Annotated in this window: 16 protein-coding genes and 1 pseudogene; 3 read left to right on the forward strand and 14 right to left on the reverse strand. The window is 57.0% G+C overall.

From position 1 onward, the window contains the following. Window positions 1–101: 101 nt before the first annotated feature. Window positions 102–401, forward strand: coding sequence for an ArsR/SmtB family transcription factor (locus ACEPLT_RS11670; RefSeq protein WP_008501755.1), 300 nt, complete (start codon window positions 102–104; stop codon window positions 399–401). Here ACEPLT_RS11670 and ACEPLT_RS11675 read toward each other — a convergent pair. Then, a complete protein-coding gene (locus ACEPLT_RS11675) occupies window positions 394–1,035 on the reverse strand; it encodes a helix-turn-helix domain-containing protein (protein WP_021240222.1) in 642 nt (213 codons plus the stop codon). The genes ACEPLT_RS11670 and ACEPLT_RS11675 overlap by 8 nt on opposite strands. A gap of 121 nt (window positions 1,036–1,156) precedes the next feature. Beyond that, window positions 1,157–2,488 (reverse strand): 2-hydroxycarboxylate transporter family protein, encoded by a 1,332-nt coding sequence (locus ACEPLT_RS11680; RefSeq protein ID WP_023344225.1) that lies wholly within the window; start codon window positions 2,486–2,488, stop codon window positions 1,157–1,159. A gap of 415 nt (window positions 2,489–2,903) precedes the next feature. On the opposite strand from ACEPLT_RS11680, the gene ACEPLT_RS11685 reads away from it, so the two are divergent. Further along, window positions 2,904–4,589, forward strand: coding sequence for an NAD-dependent malic enzyme (locus tag ACEPLT_RS11685; RefSeq protein ID WP_023327568.1), 1,686 nt, complete (start codon window positions 2,904–2,906; stop codon window positions 4,587–4,589). Between the two features lie 44 nt (window positions 4,590–4,633). Here ACEPLT_RS11685 and ACEPLT_RS11690 read toward each other — a convergent pair whose 3' ends face one another. The 11 genes and pseudogenes from ACEPLT_RS11690 to ACEPLT_RS11740 form a co-directional block, all read right to left on the reverse strand. Continuing rightward, the gene (locus tag ACEPLT_RS11690; protein WP_023344227.1) at window positions 4,634–5,635 is read right to left on the reverse strand and encodes a Kdo(2)-lipid IV(A) acyltransferase; all 1,002 of its coding nucleotides are present in this window, start codon (window positions 5,633–5,635) and stop codon (window positions 4,634–4,636) included. A 184-nt stretch (window positions 5,636–5,819) separates the two neighbouring features. Then, the gene (pptA, locus tag ACEPLT_RS11695; protein ID WP_008501760.1) at window positions 5,820–6,050 is read right to left on the reverse strand and encodes a tautomerase PptA; all 231 of its coding nucleotides are present in this window, start codon (window positions 6,048–6,050) and stop codon (window positions 5,820–5,822) included. Window positions 6,051–6,087: 37 nt separating this feature from the next. Next, entirely contained in the window at window positions 6,088–6,705 is a 618-nt protein-coding gene (locus ACEPLT_RS11700) for a glutathione S-transferase family protein (protein ID WP_232927726.1), read from the reverse strand. A gap of 41 nt (window positions 6,706–6,746) precedes the next feature. Beyond that, entirely contained in the window at window positions 6,747–7,634 is an 888-nt protein-coding gene (locus ACEPLT_RS11705; RefSeq protein WP_232927724.1) for an ABC transporter substrate-binding protein, read from the reverse strand. Window positions 7,635–7,643: 9 nt separating this feature from the next. Beyond that, window positions 7,644–8,417, reverse strand: coding sequence for an amino acid ABC transporter ATP-binding protein (locus tag ACEPLT_RS11710; protein WP_008501763.1), 774 nt, complete (start codon window positions 8,415–8,417; stop codon window positions 7,644–7,646). Next, complete coding sequence (locus tag ACEPLT_RS11715) at window positions 8,401–9,327, reverse strand: amino acid ABC transporter permease (RefSeq protein ID WP_008501764.1); 927 nt, start codon at window positions 9,325–9,327, stop codon at window positions 8,401–8,403. Before ACEPLT_RS11715 ends, ACEPLT_RS11710 begins: the two co-directional genes overlap by 17 nt. A gap of 9 nt (window positions 9,328–9,336) precedes the next feature. Next, on the reverse strand, window positions 9,337–9,846 hold the full coding sequence (locus ACEPLT_RS11720) for a GNAT family N-acetyltransferase (protein ID WP_008501765.1): 510 nt from the start codon (window positions 9,844–9,846) through the stop codon (window positions 9,337–9,339). Between the two features lie 9 nt (window positions 9,847–9,855). Beyond that, window positions 9,856–12,119: pseudogene (locus ACEPLT_RS11725) on the reverse strand (NtaA/DmoA family FMN-dependent monooxygenase). Window positions 12,120–12,135: 16 nt separating this feature from the next. Continuing rightward, a complete protein-coding gene (locus ACEPLT_RS11730; RefSeq protein WP_032674874.1) occupies window positions 12,136–13,257 on the reverse strand; it encodes an amidohydrolase in 1,122 nt (373 codons plus the stop codon). Continuing rightward, window positions 13,254–14,255, reverse strand: coding sequence for an LLM class flavin-dependent oxidoreductase (locus ACEPLT_RS11735; protein WP_023344233.1), 1,002 nt, complete (start codon window positions 14,253–14,255; stop codon window positions 13,254–13,256). The genes ACEPLT_RS11730 and ACEPLT_RS11735 overlap by 4 nt, the downstream gene beginning before the upstream one ends. A 110-nt stretch (window positions 14,256–14,365) precedes the next feature. Beyond that, window positions 14,366–14,905, reverse strand: coding sequence for an AAA family ATPase (locus ACEPLT_RS11740; RefSeq protein ID WP_232927723.1), 540 nt, complete (start codon window positions 14,903–14,905; stop codon window positions 14,366–14,368). Between the two features lie 340 nt (window positions 14,906–15,245). On the opposite strand from ACEPLT_RS11740, the gene ACEPLT_RS11745 reads away from it, so the two are divergent. Beyond that, a complete protein-coding gene (locus ACEPLT_RS11745; RefSeq protein WP_232927720.1) occupies window positions 15,246–16,781 on the forward strand; it encodes a methyl-accepting chemotaxis protein in 1,536 nt (511 codons plus the stop codon). Here the strand turns inward: ACEPLT_RS11745 and ACEPLT_RS11750 are convergent. Next, window positions 16,778–17,176 carry a (R)-mandelonitrile lyase gene (locus tag ACEPLT_RS11750; RefSeq protein WP_021240234.1) on the reverse strand — a complete coding sequence of 133 codons (399 nt, stop codon included), beginning with the start codon at window positions 17,174–17,176 and terminating at the stop codon, window positions 16,778–16,780. The two genes, ACEPLT_RS11745 and ACEPLT_RS11750, sit on opposite strands and share 4 nt — an antisense overlap. Window positions 17,177–17,210 lie beyond the last annotated feature (34 nt).

The following is a 17,210-nucleotide window of genomic DNA, read 5'->3' on the forward strand; positions in this document are numbered from 1 at the left end:
GTTTGCTATAATAGTCCTATTGTACGAGTATTATCGAACTATTTTTTAAGGGTTGACCTATTGTTGATATAGCTCAATCTGACGCCATACGCAGGAAAACGATGATCCCTAACCACCCTGAAACTGAACAAATACTGCTGGAAAATGTGCTCTTTGCCCTCGGCAACCCGCTCCGGCTATCGATTATTCGCCGGCTCGCCGACGGCAGCGAACTGAGCTGTAACGCGCTGCGCCCGGAGGACGTGGTGAAGTCCACGATGACCCATCACTGGCGCGTATTGCGCGACAGCGGGGTCATCTGGCAGCGTCCGCAGGGACGCGAAAACATGATTTCATTGCGACGAGACGATCTGGATACCCGTTTTCCAGGGTTGATGGCGATCCTGCTGCAGGTTAAGTAATTTCAGTCCCTTCCAGGCGATAGACCGGGACCTGCCGGGTTGTTTTGGTAAGCGTATCGAACACCTCGGCGTTGGACGTCACGATCCGCATCCCTGTTTTGCGTAACCGTTGTACATCAGCCGCGATGCGCTGAATGCCAAACCAGAAAAGCCCGTCAAGCGCGGTTACAGACAGCCCGTTGTCCAGCGCCAGTTTGAGGCGTTCCTTTGGCGCTTTCACCTGCTGGGCAATTTGTCGGTAGGACGCTTCCGTCGCGCCCGTGGCGTCACTGCGCTGGATCCGCGTCTTCAGGTGATAGGTAAACTCGTCAGGTATGCCGTCCAGATCCCGTTTAAGGCTGTAGACGCAGCCAAAGCGCTTGCCATTGAAAAGAACATTTTTCTGACTGAGCTGAAGCTCTTTCCTGACGGCATCAATCAACTGGGGCGCACGGGTGAGAAGCAGCCTGAAGGGCAGCTCGAAGCTGGTGACGTAATCCACATTAAGCAACGCGAGGCGCAGCCGCTCCTCTGCACCGGCCTTTTGCTCACGACACTCCTCCAGAACCTCTGCCCACTGGCGCGTCAGGCGCTCCGGTTCGGCAGCTTCGGTCAGGAGATATTTTTCAATCTGATAATCAACTCTTCCGGTCATCGTGTGGTATCCCGTCGCTGTGGCTGCGGTAATTCTATACAGCGCGGTGAGTTTTATAAAGGACTGAACCGCAGCGACACGCTGTAAATGTCGTTGCGATTCAGTATCCTGCCGATTCGAATCAGTGCGCCATAATCCAGCCCATCAACAGCGTGGCGAAAATCACCGTTGAGGCACCGCCAATACGCGTCGCGATCTGCGCGAACGGCATAAGCGACATGCGGTTGGAGGCGGACAGAATGGCCACATCTCCCGTACCGCCCAGCCCACTGTGGCAGCAGGTCACAATCGCCGCTTCCACCGGGTACATATTCAGACGCGACGCAATCACGTAGCCGCTCAGCGCCATCGCAATCACCACCGATCCGCATACCACTACATAGCCCACCGAGAAGACCGACACCACGCTTTCGAGCGGCACGTATAGCATCCCGAGGCCGATCATCAGCGGCCAGACCAGCGCAGCCGAAACGAATTTATAGCAGCTGTGCGCCCCCTGCTCCATTGAGGCCGGGATCACCCTGAAGTATTTACACAGGACGGCAATCAGGATCATCAGCACCGGGCCGGGAATATGGACCAGTTTTTCAAACAAGCCTCCGACGATGAAAAACGCGCACACCATCAGCAATCCGCCGCCCATCAAATGAAAATCCGTCTGCTGAGCGCCAGGCGCCCCGGCGAACAGGCTGGCGTCGTCTTTACTCCGCGTGAGCATGCCATTTCCCGAAAGCGAAGGACGTTTCGTCCCAAGACGCGCCAGCGAGCCGGCACAAATAATGGCGAAGATATTTCCGACGACCGCAGCGGGAGCCAGCTGCGCCACGTAGACGTCCGGCGTCTGCCCCAGGATTGCCGAATAGGCCAGAGACAGGGGCAAAATCCCCTCGCCAATTCCGCCGCCAATGATAGGGACAATGATAAAGAAGAAGGTGTGGTAAGGCGTATACCCAAACAGCGTTCCCACAATAAGCCCGCTCAGCACGGCCATCAGTGTCCCCGCCACCAGCGGAACAAACATGCGCATCATGCCCTGGATCAGCAGCACCCGGTTCATCCCCAGAATGCTGCCGACCACCAGGCAGGCGATGACGAAATAGAGCAGATTCGCCTCCTTCATCAGCAGATGCACCGTATCAAGGGTTTGTTTCCCGAATGCGCCAAAATAGACCAGCACGGAAGGCACCATCAGACACAGGATCGCCGGGCCGCCGATGTCCTTCAGCACGGGGATTTGACGCCCCACTTTGGCAAACGCAAAGCCAAGGGTCATGATGACCGCCAGTCCGCCTATCATATTTTTCGGCAGCAGCCCTGCCCAGGCGGACGTCGCCACAATCGCGGCAATCCCGACGAACAGCATCAGCGGAACCGCGCCCACCTCGGTCGTGTTCAGCCCAAAAGCAAAACGCGAGGTCGACAGCGCGGAAGTCGGTACAGGATTATCTTTCATATAATCACCTGAAATTTGTGTTCGGATATACAGAGTAAGGAATAAGCGGAAAACTATTCCTGATTCGAATAAATGTTCTTAAATAGAAAATAATGACTTTGGTGGCCTTTTCTCAAAAACAGGCTCAGCGTGAAATTAACATGGGCTTTCGAAGAGAAATGTGAACACAACAGCCCTTTCCTTTTAAATAATTTAATTCATTATTATGTAACTAAAGTTATTCATGACATTCAATGCAATTCTTTTGAAATTAATAAAACCAGAAATAATGTGACCCTTATCACTCCTGCTACGTTAGCTAAGCGCTAAATTAGCTCCCCAACAAAACACAGAAAACTCCGTGTCTTTATCATCCTTAAAGTCACTGTTTTTGCTCGTCTTATTTCTGTTTCGTTTAAATATTCAGGAGTTAACCATGTCTCGTAAAGACGTTCTGTACACGCCTTATAATGGCGCCGTACTGCTGGAAAATCCGTTATTAAATAAAGGCCTCGCCTTTATTAAGGAAGAGCGGGATAATTTTAATCTGCATGGATTATTGCCGCATAACGTTGAAACCATTGAGGAGCAAACGGAGCGTGCCTGGGTGCAGTTCTGCCATTTTAAAAGCGACATTTCCCGCCATGTTTATTTGCGCAATATTCAGGACACCAATGAAACCCTCTTTTACAACCTCTTGCGTTCGCATCTGAAAGAGACGTTACCGATTATCTATACCCCGACGGTGGGTGAAGCCTGCGAGCATTTCTCCACGATTTATCGCCGCGCGCGCGGCTTGTTTATTTCATGGCCTAACCGCCACCGCATTGATGAGATGCTGCAAAGTTTCTCACGCAACGACGTTCGGGTGATTGTGGTAACGGACGGAGAACGCATTTTAGGCCTCGGCGACCAGGGTATCGGCGGTATGGGCATTCCGATTGGCAAGCTGTCGCTGTATACCGCCTGCGGAGGGATCCATCCGGCCTCCACCCTGCCGATTATGCTGGATGTCGGCACCAATAATCAGCAACACCTCGACGACCCGATGTACATGGGCTGGCGTCACCCGCGCATCAGCGACGACCAGTACGCTGAATTTATGGATATGTTTATCAGCACGGTTAAGGCGCGCTGGCCCAACGTCCTCCTGCAGTTTGAAGACTTTGCGCAGAAAAACGCCACCCGACTTCTGCAGCGCTACCGCGACCAGCTGTGCTGCTTCAATGATGATATCCAGGGCACGGCAGCCGTCACCGCCGGTACGCTGATGGCGGCGGCGCACGCGGCGGGGACGCGCATTCGCGATCAGCGCGTGGTGTTCCTGGGCAGCGGCTCTGCCGGATGCGGGATTGCTGAAAAAATTGTCGCGCTGATGGTCGATGACGGCCTGAGCGAGTCGGAAGCCCGCAGCCGGATCTTTATGGTCGATCGCTTCGGCCTGCTGACCGACGATATGACTAACCTGCTCGATTTCCAGAAAAACCTGCTTACCGCGCGCGACGCCGTTAGTCGCTGGCAGGTAGACTCGCAAAATATTTCCCTGCTGGACGTGGTGAAGAACGCGCATCCCACGGTGATGATCGGCGTTTCAGGCCAGCCGGGGCTGTTCAGCGAAGAGATCGTCAAAGAGATGCATCGCCACTGTCCGCGCCCGATTATCATGCCGCTCTCGAACCCAACGTCGCGGGCGGAGGCCCAGCCTCAGGATCTTATCGCCTGGACCCAGGGTGCCGCGCTGGTGGCCACCGGCAGCCCGTTCGCCCCGGTATTCTGGGAGAATGCGCACTATGAGATTGCCCAGTGCAACAACGCCTATATCTTCCCGGGCCTGGGGCTTGGCGTGCTGGCCTGTAACGCGCGCCGGGTGACGGAAGAGATGCTGATGGCAGCAAGCCGCAGCCTGGCCGCGCAGTCTCCGCTCGTGACCACGGAAAGAGGAGGATTACTGCCGCCGATAGATCAGATTGAAACGGTCTCACGCCAGATTGCCGTTGCCGTCGCCCGGGCCGCCATTGAACAAGGCGTGGCGCCAGCGTTAGATGATGAAACCCTGATGGCGCGTATCGAGAAAACCTGGTGGCAGGCGGACTATGCGCCGTACCGCCGATCCGCGCTGTAGCGTCGGTCATGCCCTCACCGCAGGGTGAGGGCATCGCTGTGGTGTCAGTGCTGTATGCCTGAACGGTCAGAAAAATCGCTGGCGGTGAGACTTTCACCCCGAGTTGCCGCCTGTTTCAGACGGGCATACCGGTCAGGTACCCCTTCAGGACGGGTTTTGAAGCGACGGTGCAGCCACATATATTGTTCAGGCGCCATGCGTACGGCCTGCTCAATTGCCCTGTTCATCTGCGTCGCCACGGCTTCTTTATCGCCGCCCTGCAGCGCCTCGCTGATATCCTCCAGAATAATCAGCTCGTAACCGGTGCCATCCGCCCTGCGGCGCGGCACAAAGGGGATAACGGCAGGGTTAGCGCTTTTGACCAGCATATAGCTGCCCGCCGTCGTCGCGGCATCCGGCACCGCAAAGAACGGCACAAACACGCTGTTGGTTTTGCCATAGTCGTGATCCGGGGCGTACCACAAAATTTCATTCTGCTTCAGCGCGCGGATCATGCCCTTTAAATCATGGCGATCGAGCATGGTTTTGTTGGCGCGCAGGCGCCCTCGCGTCTGAAGCCAGTCCAGCAGAGCATTGTTATTAGGGCGATAGACCCCGATACCGGGGTTAAGCATGCCAAATATCCGCGCGCCCAGCTCAAGGGTCAGAAAATGTATCCCTACCAGCACCACGCCTTTTCCCTGCGCCCTCGCCTTTTCCATGTGCTCATAACCCTGCACGGTAAAGCATTTCTTTACCCGCCACGCAGGCCAGAACCATGCCATTCCGGTTTCGATTACCCCCATTCCTACCGATTCAAAATTACGCTGCAGCAATGACTCGCGTTCATCTTTTTTCATCTCCGGGAAACAAAGCTCCAGGTTGCGGCGGGCAATCTCGACGCGGCGAGGCAGTAAGCGCATCGCCAGTCGACCCAGGCCATGACCGATTCTGAACAGAAGCGGATAAGGGAGCAGCATGATGAGCCACAGAGCCGCAATGCCGGCCCAGCTTAGCCAGTAACGGGGATGAAGAAAGGCGAATGAAAAACGGGGTAATTTTGTCATCAGAAAATTATCCTTTAACGTGTCTGTCCTTAATTGATTCTGTTGGAGATCTTTCCTAAGGATGAATAATATGCCAGTCAGAAACGTTAATTGTAGCGGATAAGACAAAACGCATTTTTATCGATTTTTGCGAAAAACGGGAAGTCGAGCCGGGAAGGATTTATCCGCTCCCCGGCAGAAGATCTTACATCGAATACCCGGGCTTCTTAATAAGCTCCTCCAGCTTCGGTCCAATTTCGGTATCCCAGACCTGCGCCTTCCAGTCTTCAGGCGCGATCTGCTTCAGCGCCACCGACACGGAACTGTCTTTGCTGTTGAAATGGCGAATAATCACGTCGGCAATATCCGCCGCCAGGGCAGCTTTCTGTTCGTCGTTTAAATCACGGGGAAAACATTTGATATCTACGTGTGGCATGTGCAGGCTTCCGGTTGTGAATGTGGGTTCCACGTTATCAGATAATTTTGTTTGCCTTTAACACCTTGTGCAGTTCCGGTCGCTGGCATACGGCGTCCGCAATCGCCGTGAATTTAGGGGTATTTTCGGCAAACCAGGCGTAACGGGGCCCCCAGGTGCGCGCGACCGCAATATACACATCCAGCAGCGTCAGCCGTTCCCCCAGCGCAAACGGGGCAGCCTTAAGCTGGCTTTCGAACCACAAATAGAGGGATTTCCGGTATTCGATGCAGTTTTTCTGCAGCTGTTCCGGCGCATCCGGCACCCAGCGTTCGGGATAGTCTGCATAGGTAAACGTGGGATAGACGTTGGCTACGAACCAGATGAGCAAACGCTGAAACGGCTGACGTTCAGCCTGCCCTACGGGCGGGGCGAGATCGGGACACCGGTCGAGCACCATCAGGGCAATCGCCGCCGTTTCGGTCATGATGGCGTCATTTTCCAGCTCCAGCGTCGGCACCTGGCACAGCGGATTGAGCTTGTGCAGCAATTCACGCTGCGGACCGGGCTGGTCAAACCCGTCCACGTTGATGAATTGATAAGGGATATCAGCCAGGGTCAGCATCACCTCACTGATTGCCGAGCCCCAGCCGGGTACGCCATAAAGTTTAATCATGTTGCCCCCTCAGGAGTGAAAATCCTAAGTGTAGAGCACCCTTAGTAGGTTATCCCAGGCGGGTTGACCTCCGATTGCGTCACCGCTTCGCCCTGCTCGCCCCAGCGCGCCAGCACCTTCTGGTACTCTCCGCGCTCAATCGCACCGTTCAGCGCGGCCTGCAGGGCATAAACCAGTTGATTGCCTTTTTTGGTCGTGGTGGCGACATAAGCTTTCTTCGGCCCTAAACCGACCACGCGGGTTTTGCCGGTGAGCGCCGCTTTGTAAGCTGAAACCGACTGGGGGCCGAAGAACACATCCGCCCTGCCGGACTGGATATAGAGATTGCCCGAGGCATCGTCGTGAAGATAGACCGGCAGCGCAGGCGCCCGCCCCGCCTTTTTATTCTCTTCGTTCCAGCCCAGCAGGATGCGCTCCTGATTGGTACCCGAGCCGACAATCACCTTTTTCCCGGCCAGATCTTCCGCGCTTTTGATTGACTGAATCTCGCTGGTGGATTTCACCGAAAATGCCAGCGAATCGACGCGGTAGGTCGCAAAATCAAACTTCTCTTTACGCTGTTCGGTCACCGCAATGTTCACCAGCGCCACGTCGTAGCGCCCGGAAGCGATCCCCAGCGGCCAGTCTTCCCACGCCGTCGGCACCAGCTTTAGCTTCAGCCCCAGGCTGCCCGCCAGCAGGCGGGCAATATCCGGGTCGCTGCCGATCCGCGTGCGGTTATCGCTGGCCAGCAGCGCCAGCGGCGGGGAGTTCAGCATCGAGACGGCGACCGTCAGCGTACCTGGCTCAACGAATTTATACCCGGCGGGGATCTTCGCCACGGCCTGCCGATCCACCGTCACCGGCAGCGGCTGCTCGTTGGCTTTCAGAACGATGCTGGCGTGGCTCGCCGTCGTGAAGACCAGCCCCGCCAGAAGTCCATATTTCATTTGCGCTCCTTACAGCACTTTTGACAGGAACTGGCGCGTTCGCGCATGTGACGGACGGTTTAATACCTCGTCACTGCTGCCCTGCTCGACGATTTTTCCGTCGACCATAAACACCACCTGATCCGCCACCTCGCGGGCAAAGCCGATCTCGTGGGTCACTACCACAAGGGTAGTGCCGGACCGGGCCAGTTTTTTGATTACGTCCAGCACTTCCCCTACCAGCTCCGGGTCCAGCGCCGAGGTGGGTTCATCAAACAGCATCACGCGGGGACGTAACGCCAGCGCGCGGGCAATGGCAATGCGCTGCTGCTGGCCGCCGGAGAGATGGCGGGACCAGGCGTCGGCTTTATCCCGCAGCCCGACCACGTCCAGCAGGCTGTACGCGCTTTCCACCGCCTCTTTTTTGCTGAGCTTTTTATGCGCGATGGGCGCCTCAATCAGGTTTTCCAGCACCGTGAGATGGGGAAAGAGATTGAAGTTCTGGAACACATAGCCCACGTTGACGCGCTGTTTGAGGATCTCTTTCTCCTTCAGCTCGTAGAGCTTGTCGCCCTGACGACGGTAGCCAATGTAGTCCCCGTCGATCTGAATAAAGCCTTCGTCGACGCGCTCCAGGTGGTTTATGGTGCGCAGCAGCGTCGATTTTCCCGACCCGGACGGCCCGAGGATGACCGTCACGGATCCCGGCGGGATCTCAAGCGACACGTTGTCGAGCGCCTTATGGCGTCCAAAATATTTGCTGACGCCGGTAATCGAGATATGTCCTTCAGGAGAGGCTTGCATGGATAGGCTCCTGTGCTGGCGTGGTGGTGACGGAACGGGTACGACGGGCGGCACGGTTCTGATTAACCGCAGAGCGGCGTTCGCTGCGGGCAAGTGCGCGTTCAACACCGTACTGGATAGCGGACAGGACGGTGGTGATCGCCAGGTACCAGGCGGCACCAACCATCAGCAGCGGGATCACCTCCTGCGTGCGGTTGTAGATCATCTGGATGGTATAAAACAGCTCCGGCATCGCCAGGACGTACACCATCGCCGTGCCCTTGGCGAGGCTGATGATTTCATTGAATCCCGACGGCAGAATGGTGCGCAGCGCCTGAGGCAAAATGATGCGCACCGTGCGGCGCCAGGCCGGCAGGCCGAGCGCGGCGGCGGCCTCATACTGCCCGTGATCGACCCCGAGGAAACCACCGCGAATGATCTCGGCGGTATAGGCGCTCTGCACCAGCGTTAGCCCCACCACGGCGGTAGAAAATTGCCCCAGCACGTTGATGGTTTCAAAGCTGCCCCAGGTGATGCCGGTGAACGGCACGCCGAGCGAGAGCGTGTCGTAGAGATAGGAAAAGTTGTACAGGATAATCAGCACGACGATCAGCGGCAGCGACCGAAACAGCCAGATGTACGCCCACGCCAGGCTGCTCAGCAGCCAGGATGACGAGAGTCTCGCCAGCGCCAGCATGCCGCCAAACACCACGCTCAGCACGGTACCGATCAGCGTCAGCAGCAGGGTCTGCCCGACGCCTTCGAGGATCACCGGGTCGAAGAACCAGCGGGCGAACACCGCCCACTCCCAGCGCGGGTTAAAGGCGACTGACTGAATCACGACCGCCAGGACAAACAGCGCCACCGCGGCGCCGACGGCCCGCAGCGGATAACGCGCCGGGACCACCTTAATGGTTTCAACGTTGCTCATCGTCGTTCCTCATGCGGTTTTGCTGAACGCTTCACGTACCAGCGTTTTGGTGAAACGCAGCCGACCGTCAAACGGCGGCTGGCTATACTCTTCCGGATCGCGGTTCAGATCGAACTGCGGCTGATAGCCCTGGCTGAGATAGAGCCTGACCGCCTCCGGCTGGCGAAAGCCGGTTGTCAGGTAGATCTGACTGTACCCTGCCAGCACCGCCCTGCGCTCAAGCTCCTGCACCACGCGCCCGGCAAGCCCCTGCTGACGCAGGGTTTTGTCCGTCCAGATGCGTTTGATTTCCGCGGTGCGTTCGTCGAACGGTTTGTACGCGCCGGTGGCGATAATCTTCCCGTCGCGCTCCAGGACGATAAACAGCCCCTGCGGCGCCAGATACCACTCGGTGAGCTCCACTTCCGCGTCTTTAGAAAAGTAGTCCCCGTAGCGGGCCGCATATTCCCCGAACAGACCCTCGATAATGGGCTGAAGTTCGGCATCTTCCGGTGAAACATCACGAAATCGTTCGCTCATCACGCCTCCTTAATCGCCCAGGCCCGCCGGGTTCACTTCGGACTGCGGAATGCGCTCAACCCCTTCACCCCAGCGGTTCAGCACTTTGTCGTAATCGCCGTTTTTGATGACGCCGTTCAGTGCGGTTTGCACCGGCTCAACCAGCCCGCTGCCTTTTTTCAGCGTCACCGCGATGTGCGCCGCCTTCGGCCAGCCGCCGTCGACGCTGCCCACCAGTTTGGTTTTCCCGTTCAGCGCCGCTTTCCATGCGCCAATCACGTTCGGGCCAAAGTAGGCATCCGCGCGCCCGGACTGCAGCGCCAGGGTTTGGGCCGCATCGTCTTTGGTGTAGATCGGGGTAAAGGGCTTCAGTCCCTTCTTCAGGTTTTCGGCATTCCACGCCAGCAGGATGGCCTCCTGGTTGGTGCCGGAGCCCACGATAATCTTCAGCCCGGCGATGTCTTCCGCCTTCTGAAGCGATTTGATCGGGCTGGTCGATTTCACGTAGAAACCGAGGGAATCCTTACGGTAGGTGGCAAAATCAAACTTCTGTTTGCGCTCTTTAGTGACGGTGATGTTGCTGATGGCGGCATCGTATTTCCCGGACGCGACGCCCAGCGGCCAGTCTTCCCAGGAGGTGGGCACCACGTTCAGCTCCAGCCCGAGGCTGTCGGCGACCAGACGCGCGACGTCAACTTCGCTTCCCAGCAGCGTTTTGTTGTCGTCGGAGAAGACCGTCAGCGGCGGCTGATTGAGTCCCGCCACCGCCACGGTAAATTTCCCCGGCACGGCAAAGCGATAGTCTTTCGGCAGCTGCGCCACTGCCTCGCTATTTTTCGCGGTGTTAATCGGCGTTTTATTGGCCTCGATGCTCACGCCGGTGCCGTTAATATTGACGTTCTCTGCCCAGACGGCAGGGGTAAAGGCCAGCGCGAGCGCCAGAACAAGCGATGTTTTCTGCATAGCGGGGTTCTCTTTTATTGTTGTGTGTACTGGTTTTTCGGTTGATCTAAGCCAAGGCTTTCGCGCAGCGTGGTGCCCGGGTAGTCGGTACGGAACAGGCCGCGAGACTGCAGTATCGGTACCACCTGGTCAACAAAGCGCGGGAAGGTGTCCGGCGTACCGCCCTGAATGATGAAGCCGTCTGCGGCATAACCTTCAAACCAGGCCTGAAGACCGTCAGCCACCTCCTCCGGCGTGCCGGAAAAGCGCGGGCGCGGCGAAGCGGCTTCAAGCGCCACCTGACGCAGGGTTAAGCTGCGTTCGCGGGCATTACGCTTGATTTCATCCGTGGTGCTGCGGAAGCTGTTTTTGCCTAAGTCGCCGATATCCGGGAACGGCTCGTCGAGCGGATACTGGCTGAAATCGTGATGTTCGAAATAACGCCCGAGGTAATTGAGGGCGTCATTAATCGACACCAGCGCCGCCGTGGTCTGGTACTGGTGTTCCACGTCATCGGCATCTTTCCCCACAATCACGCTAACGCCCTGGAAAATATGGAGATCCGACGCGCGGCGGCCGTTTGTTTCCAGCTGCTGTTTTACGTCCTGATAAAAGGCTTTTGCCTCGTCGAAGGTCTCGTGGTGGGTAAAAATGGCGTCGGCATGTTTCGCCGCCAGCTTTTTCCCGTCGTCCGACGCCCCGGCCTGAAAGACAATTGGTCGCCCCTGCGGCGTGCGGCCAATATTCAGCGGACCGGCGACCTGGAAGAAGTCACCGTGGTGATCGAGCGTATGCAGTTTGGCCGGGTCAAAAAACTGGCCGCTCTCTTTGTTGCGGATAAACGCGTCCCCTTCCCAGGAATCCCACAGCCCTTTCACCACGTCGAGATACTCATCCGCAATCCGGTAGCGCAGCGCATGCTCGGGGTGTTTTTCGCGGGAAAAGTTCTTCGCCGACCCCTCCAGCGGTGAGGTCACCACGTTCCAGCCCGCGCGGCCATTGCTCAGGTGATCGAGGCTGGCGAACTGGCGCGCCGTGGTAAAGGGCTCGCTGTAGGAGGTGGATAAGGTTCCCACCAGCCCCAGGCGCGAGGTGATGCTGGCCAGAGCGGAAAGCACGGTTAACGGTTCAAACCGATTCAGAAAATGGGGGATCGATTTCTCGTTGATATAGAGACCATCGGCCACGAAGAGGAAATCGAGCTTCCCTTCCTCAGCCTTTAACGCCGTCGCTTTCACAAAGTCGAAATTAATACTGGCGTCGGCAATCGCCGCAGGATGGCGCCAGGCGGACATATTCCCGGATGCACCATGCAGAATGGTGCCCAGCCGCAGTTGTCGGGTTGCAGACATCTTTACCTCTCCTGAATTAAACGTGTTGCAGGGCTTTTTCCGCAAGCTGTGCAAAATAGCGGGCGGCGGGCTCAATTAAGGCTTCATCGGGATTAAACGACGGATGATGTAAACCATACGGGCTGTTGCTGCCGATGCTGACAAACGCCCCCGGGATCTGCTGCAGATAGACCGCAAAATCCTCCCCGCCCATATGCAATTCCGCGTGCCGGGTTTCATATCCGGCCTCACGCGCGACCGAGGTGGCAAAATCAGCCCAGCGCTCGTCATTCACCAGCGCGGTAGGCCCGGCATACCAGGTGATATCAATCTGCGCGCTGAAGGCGCTGGCAAACCCGGCGGCAATTTCACCCACGCGGGCTTTCACATTCTGCTGCACTTCCGTGCGATGGGTACGCAGCGTGCCTTCCAGCTCGACGCTTTCCGGCAGCACGTTCCAGGTGTTGCCGCCCGCAATGCGGGTTACGCTCAGCACCACCGAATCCAGCGTGTTGACGTTACGGCTGGCGACGCTTTGCAGCGCCGTTACCAGCTGGCTCGCCAGCACAATGGCGTCGTTACCTTCATGAGGACGTGCGGCGTGCGCGCCTTTGCCGGTAATGCGGATCACAAAGCGGTCGACGTTGGCGTAGAACGGCCCGCCGCGGGTGGCGAACTCACCAACCGGCAGGCCAGGCTCGTTGTGCATACCGAAAATCGCGCTGACATCGCGCAGGGCACCGGCCCGCACCATGCTCTTCGCACCGCCAAAGTTCTCTTCAGCAGGCTGAAACAGGATGCGCACCCGGCCGTTAAGCGAGGCCTCCCGCTCTTTCAGCTTTAACGCGGCGCCGAGGATGACGCTGGTGTGGATATCGTGTCCGCAGGCGTGCATCACCCCGGCATGCTGTGAGCTAAACGGTACGCCGCTGCGCTCCTCGATCGGCAGCGCGTCAATGTCGGCGCGCAGCGCAACCAGCCTGCTGCCCGTCCCGATTTCCGCCACCAGCCCGGTCGACAGGTCGTAAGGCTGCGGGGCGATCCCGGCATTCGTCAGCCACTGGCGCAGGCGCGCGGTGGTTTCGACCTCCTGGCCGGACAGCTCCGGGTTCTGGTGCAGTTCGCGGCGCCAGGCAATCAGTTGTTCGCCAAAACTCATACGGTGACCTCCTTGTTAAGACGCGCCCCGGCAAGCAGACGCAGCGACGCGACGCGCGTAGCCCCCTCCGCCACCGGCGTGTCGATGATAAATTCGTCAATGCCCCACTGCTGGTGCAGCGCGTTGAGCTGTTCCACTACCGACTCAGCGGTGCCCGCCAGCAGCGACTGCGCCCGGCGTGCAATGCGCACCGGCTCACTGCCCGCCTGGCGCGCAAACGCGTAGGCCTGCTCTTCGCTGGCCACGGTGACACGCTGCCCGTTTGCCAGCTCAACGCCCCACACTTCGACCTTCTGCGCCAGCGCGTCTGCCTCAGCCTGCGTCGGCGCGACAATCGCCTGCACCGCCACTATCACGTCACGCGCGCTGTTCTCGCGCCAGGTCGATACCACCTCGCGCAGCAGGTCCGGGTCACCGTTCAGGTGTGCGGCAAACACAAAGTGCCAGTCGAGCCTGGCGGCGAGCAGCGCGCTGTCGGTACTCGCGCCCAGCAGAAAACCCTCAGCAGGCAACGGCGGCAGCGGCGTGGCGCGGACGGCCTCTTCAATAGCGTGATGCTCAGGACGGATCCAGCGGTCGAGCTGGGCCAGTTGTTCGGCAAAGCTGCCCTTTTCCTGTTGATTCAGGCCCTGCTGCAGCGCGCGGGTTGAGAGCGGTAATCCGCCGGGGGCTTTCCCGACGCCGAGATCGACGCGGCCAGGCGCCAGCGCGGCCAGCACGTTGAAGTTCTCGGCGACTTTATAAGGGCTGTAGTGCTGAAGCATTACGCCGCCAGACCCGACGCGAATGCGCGTGGTTTGCCCGAGGATCCAGGCAATCAGCAGCTCCGGCGAAGGGCTGGCAAGCTGTGGGGTGTTGTGGTGTTCGGCAATCCAGAAGCGGTGATAGCCCAGATTTTCTGCCTGCTGCGCCAGCGCCAGGGTACGCGCCAGTGCATCGGCAGCCGTTTCGTTTTCAGCGATGGGGCTTTTATCCAGAATGCTGATTCGCCATGACATGTTGCGTTCTCGTTTGACTTAACATGTCGACATTATTAAAGGCGCATTTCACCTCTGAGAAACAATTAATTTACATTTAGTTTGCCGGAAAACAGATATATAAAACCCTGCTAAGAATAAGATTTTAAGGAGGCAATCAGCGATTCCACCTGCTCCCGACGGGTAATGCGGACGAAGCGAATATAGCTATATTGCGGGTTTTGCAGGTCGGCTTCATAGCGCGTGCGGTTATTACGCCAGGTTTTCATCGTCCAGATGATAATGGATTCTCTGCTGAAGAACGCGCGCCGGAAACTCTCTTTGTTTCCCGTTCCCGGCCAAAGCTCGTGTTTATGCCAGGCCCGCTTTATTGCTCGGGTGACGGCCTGCCAGAGGGTGCGGGTAAACCCATAATCCACCCAGACCACCACATCGACATCGCGCCATTTCAGCGGTCGCGTGCGGTTGTAGTTACCGTCGAGCACCCAGTCTGACGAAGCCTGTAGCGCCTGCGCCAGCTTTGCCTGAAACTCGTCGTCCGGCGTTCCCTGCCAGTCAGAGCGCCAGTAGAGTCTGTCCATCTCGATACAGGGAATAGACAGCGCGGTCGCAATCTGCTTCGCCAGCGTGCTTTTTCCGCTCCCGCTGGTACCGATGACGTTAATTTTCACCTCAGCCTCCCTGTATTTACGAAAATGTGACCAAATGATAGCGTTTTCATCCTGTTAACGAAACGCTATTTCAGCATGACAATTTTTCCAGAGAGACGATCTCCCTCTTGCAGTTTGGCTTATGTCATTTATTTAAGCCGATTCAAAATAACACCCACTAAAATATTTTCAATTTTATTACATTCGACAACATTAACATATTAAAAATAATGGATGCCGGGTATTTCGGAGGTTCTCAATTTCAGCGAGAATATGCACAGATCGTTATTAAAATAATCACTTTTATCTTGCCGGAGCGCTTTCCGGGTTTTTATTCTTGCACATCATCATGGAGTTACTCATGAGGCGTAACACCCCCGTTACACAAAACGAGTATTTACTTAACGCTGGTTCGACGTTAATGTCCACCACCGATACAAAAAGTCATATAACTTATGCCAACTCCGCTTTTATAGAAGCCAGCGGATATAAAGAAGAGCATCTTCTGGGTGAGCCGCATAACCTCATCCGCCATCCCGACATGCCTGCCGAAGCGTTTGGCGACATGTGGTTTACCCTCCAGCAGGGTGAGACCTGGACAGGGCTGGTGAAGAATCGTCGTCATAATGGCGATCACTACTGGGTGCGTGCCAACGTGACGCCGGTCTGGCAAGGGGAATCCCTGACCGGCTATATTTCGGTGCGTAATATCCCCTCACGGGAGGAGATCGCGGCCAGTGAAAAACTGTATGCAAAAGTACGTAATAATGAATTAAAACAGTATCGTTTTTATAAAGGTCTGTTCGTTCGGCGCGGTTTATTTTCCTTTTTATCGCTCTTTAAATGTCTCAGTACCGGAAAACGAATTCAGCTTGGTATTACTGCGACAGCGTTACTTTCCTGCCTGGCGGTATATTTATTCCGCGATCGTCTCGTTCAGGCCACCACTCTGGTGCTGCTTTTTTCTGCGCTGTCCTGTTATCTTCATGCGCAGATCGCCCGGCCGGTAAAATCCATTGTTCAACAGATGCAGCGCGTGGTTTCAGGACGTAAAACGGACTATTACCATTTTGACAGGATCGATGATATCGGGCTGATGATGCGCCTGGTGAATCAGTCTGGTTTAAACCTGAACTCGCTGGTTGACGATGTCGGGGAGCAAATCAGCGGTATTGGCACCATCAGCCAGCAGGTCGCGAAAGAAGGTGCGGCGCTGCAGACGCGCTCTGAAGAAACCGCAGATTTCTTGCAGCAAACCGCATCTGCGGTGGAAGAGATCGCCAGCGCCGTGAAGCAGACGGCCGAAACCGCGAACGAGGCGATTCAGATGGCGGATCGCACCCGCGACAGCGCCCACTGCGGGGAAGCGATGATGAAAGAGACCATCGGTATGATGCAGTCCGTTTCGCAGGATAACGGCCAGATCGTCGATATTATCAGCGTTATCGATCGTATTGCCTTCCAGACCAATATTCTTGCGCTGAATGCCGCCGTGGAAGCGGCGCGCGCGGGTGAAGCCGGCCGCGGCTTTGCCGTGGTCGCAGCTGAGGTGCGCAATCTTGCGCAGCACTCCGCGACGGCGGCGAAAGAGATCAAAGCGCTGATCGAGAAAAACGTCGCCAGCGTCAACGCTGGCGTGGAGAAGGTGGGACAAACCGAATCACAGCTGACGGTTATGATCGACCATGTTCTGCAGGTTTCCACCCTGATTAAGGAGATTGGCCTCGCCACGCAGGAGCAAACCCAGGCGCTGACGCTCATCAACGCCTCCCTCTCCCGTATCGGCGTAATGACCCAGAGCAATACGGGGATGGTGGATAACGTCACTCACGCCGCGAATCACCTGACGCAGCGGACGACGCGCCTGCAGCAGGCGATTGCCGTTTTTGGCGGTTAGCCGTTCGGGTACTGCTCGTCGGTCACTTTTTCCAGCCATGTTACCGGGCTGCCGTTTACCGCTTCGGCGATGGCAAGATGCGTCATCGCCGTTTGCGCACTTGCGCCGTGCCAGTGCTTCACGCCGGGTGGGATCCAGGCGATATCGCCCTGATTCAGGATTTCCGCCTCTTCGCCCCACGCCTGTAACCAGCCGCGACCCTGCGTCACAATCAGCGTTTGTCCCAGGGGATGCGTATGCCAGGCCGTGCGCGCGCCCGGCTCAAAGGTCACGGTTGCCCCGCCGACGCTGGCAGGTTCGGTCGCCTGAAAGGGCGCGTCAATGCGAACAGCCCCGGTAAACCAGGCTTCCGGTCCTCGTACTGAAGGTAATGAACCGCTGCGGATAATTTTCATCTTATGCTCCTCGTTGACTGTTGCGTTAACAGTA

The organism is Enterobacter sp. fkY84-1 (genome assembly GCF_052974705.1).